The following is a 2,528-nucleotide window of genomic DNA, read 5'->3' on the forward strand; positions in this document are numbered from 1 at the left end:
CTCCCGCGGTCCGGCGGCGTCGGTGCACCGGCACCTCGAGCTCGTCGCCGCGGTGCTGCTCGCGATCGCGACCGTCATGACGGCGTGGTCGGCGTTCCAGAGCGCACGCTGGGGCGGCGAGATGGCGACGGCGTACAGCGCGGCGGGGGCGGCGCGCACCGAGAGCAACCGGGCCTCGACGCGCGCCGGTCAGGAGACGATCATCGACGTCCAGCTCTTCACCGACTGGCTCAGCGCGCTCGACGCCGAGCAGGGCAGGGTCGGTCCGGCCCCCGGCTACGAGCCGGACCCGTCGACCTACTCGGGGTTCCTCTACGCGCGCTTCCGCGAGGAGTTCCAGCCCGCGGTCGAGGCGTGGGTCGCGCAGGACCCCTCGACCAACCCGGCCGCACCGCCCAGCCCGTTCGCGATGGACGAGTACGTCCTGGCCTCGTCCCAGGAGTCGCAACGGCTCGAGAAGAAGGCCGACGCGCTGGCCGCGCGGGCGCACGAGGCCAACGGCGTCAAGGACAACTACGTCCTGGCCACGGTCATGTGCGCGTCGGTGCTCTTCTTCGGCGGGATCGGCGCCAAGCTCTCGTCCCCCCGTCTGCGGCTCGCCATGGTCGGGCTCGGCGCGGTGGTGCTGCTGGCCACGCTCGGGGTCCTCCTCGCCTACCCGATCAAGGTGTGAGGACATGAACATCCTGATCGCCACCCTCGTCACGGTCGGCGCGACCGCGATCACCGTCACCGCGATGCTGCTCGTGCGCTCCCGGGCGCCCGAGGGCAGCCGGTTTCGCGACGGCGACCGGGCGTCGGGGGTCTTCGGGGTGCTCGCGACGGGCTTCTCGGTGCTGCTCGGCTTCATCATCTTCCTGGCCTTCGAGTCCTACGACGACGCCCGCAGCGGTGCCGAGGAGGAGGCCCAGGTCGTCTCGCAACAGCTCCAGACCGCGCAGTTCCTCCCACCCGACGCCGCGGCCGAGCTCTCTGGACAGCTCGTCTGCTACGCCCGGTCGGTCGCGACGACCGAGTGGGAGGCCATGGCCGACGGCAGGCTCGGCGAGGCCGTCAACCCGTGGGGCGTCGAGATGTTCCGCACGATCCGCGGCGTCGAGCCCGCGACCGACACCGAGCAGTCGGCGTACGACCGGTGGATGGACCAGACCTCCGACCGGGAGCAGGCGCGCCAAGCGCGTGTCCACGGCGCCGAGGGCCTGATCCCGCTGCCCCTGTGGCTCGTCCTGTTCGTCATCTCGGCGACGATCTTCGTGTTCATGCTGTTCTTCGCCGACTCGGGCGAGGGTGCCGTCACGCAGTCCGTCCTCATGGGCAGCGTGACGCTCGTGATCGCCCTGATGCTGAGCCTGCTCGTGTTCTTCGACCATCCGCACGGGCACCAGGTGGGCAAGCTGCAACCGGTCGCGATGCAGCGCGCGCTCGTGCTGATCGACCAGCAGGTGAGCGCGGCCGGCCTCACGGTCGACGCGCCGTGCGACGAGGAGGGCGGGGCTCAGTCCTCGCCGTAGAACACGCGCTCCATGACGGCCCGCGCCCGTCGCGCGGTCCGCAGGTAGCGCTCCTCGAGCTCGGACCCGGACTCCTCGTCGCCGATGACCCGAGCGAGCCCGGACAGCGCGCGGATCTCGTGCGGCAGGACGTCGGCCGTCGGACCGCCCGAGCGCCCGGACCAGAGCACAAGCGCGCTGCGCAACCGCGACGCGAGGTGCCACGACTCCCCCAGGGTCGCGGCGTCGTCGGGCGTGACGATGCCCGCGACCGCCGCAGCCTCGAGCGCGTCGACGGTCGACGTCGTGCGCAGGCCCGCGACCTCGTGGGCGTGCTGGAGCTGCAGGAGCTGGACCGTCCACTCGACGTCCGAGACGCCGCCCCGGCCGAGCTTGAGGTGGCGCGACGGATCGACGCCGCGCGGCAGCCGCTCCGACTCGACGCGGGCCTTGATGCGCCGCACCTCGCGCACGGTCGCGGCGTCGAGCCCGCCCACCGGGTAGCGCAGCGGGTCGACGAGCGTCACGAACCGCTCACCGAGCCCCTCGTCCCCCGCGGCCGGTCGGGCGCGCAGCAGTGCCTGGGACTCCCACGCGGCCGACCAGCGGTCGTAGTACTCGGCGTAGGAGTCGAACGAGCGCACGAGCGGGCCGTTGCGTCCCTCGGGGCGCAGGTCGGCGTCGACGGGCAGCCCGGGCTCGGGGCCCATGTCGCCCAGGAGCGAGCGCAACCGGGTCGCGACGACGAGCGCGAACGCCTGCGCGTCACGGTCGGTCGCGCCCTCGGCGGGCTCGTACACGAACATGACGTCGGCGTCCGAGCCGTAGCCCATCTCGCGCCCGCCCAGGCGACCCATGGCGATGATCGCGCACCGGGCCGGGTCGTCGGCCGGACCCGCGACGCCGAGCTCGCCCCGGGCGACGAACTGCGCGACCCGCAGCCCGCCCACGAGGGCGAGGTCTGCGGCGTCGGAGATCGCGCGCGCGGCGTCGACCGGGTCCACGACGCCCAGGATCTCGGCGGCCCCGGTGCGCGCG

Annotated in this window: 2 protein-coding genes and 1 pseudogene; 2 read left to right on the plus strand and 1 reads right to left on the minus strand. The window is 73.3% G+C overall.

Annotated features, from left to right (window positions below; all coding sequences use genetic code 11):
• On the plus strand, positions 1–673 hold a 673-nt coding region (locus ACFRCR_RS18295), incomplete at its 5' end, for a hypothetical protein (RefSeq protein ID WP_377679593.1).
• Between the two features lie 4 nt (positions 674–677).
• Complete coding sequence (locus tag ACFRCR_RS18300) at positions 678–1,511, plus strand: hypothetical protein (protein ID WP_377679594.1); 834 nt, start codon at positions 678–680, stop codon at positions 1,509–1,511.
• On the opposite strand, the pseudogene ACFRCR_RS18305 reads toward ACFRCR_RS18300, so the two are convergent.
• A pseudogene (locus ACFRCR_RS18305) lies at positions 1,496–2,528 on the minus strand (bifunctional glutamine-synthetase adenylyltransferase/deadenyltransferase); the annotation flags it as partial. The gene ACFRCR_RS18300 and the pseudogene ACFRCR_RS18305 sit on opposite strands and share 16 nt — an antisense overlap.

The organism is Oerskovia sp. NPDC056781 (assembly GCF_042789955.1).
In the GTDB taxonomy this organism is placed as follows: domain Bacteria; phylum Actinomycetota; class Actinomycetes; order Actinomycetales; family Cellulomonadaceae; genus Oerskovia; species Oerskovia rustica.

Excerpts from the sequence above, each read along its gene's own strand:
- ACFRCR_RS18300 (WP_377679594.1), top strand. The coding sequence starts at position 678 with ATGAACATCCTGATCGCCACCCTCGTCACGGTCGGCGCGACCGCGATC.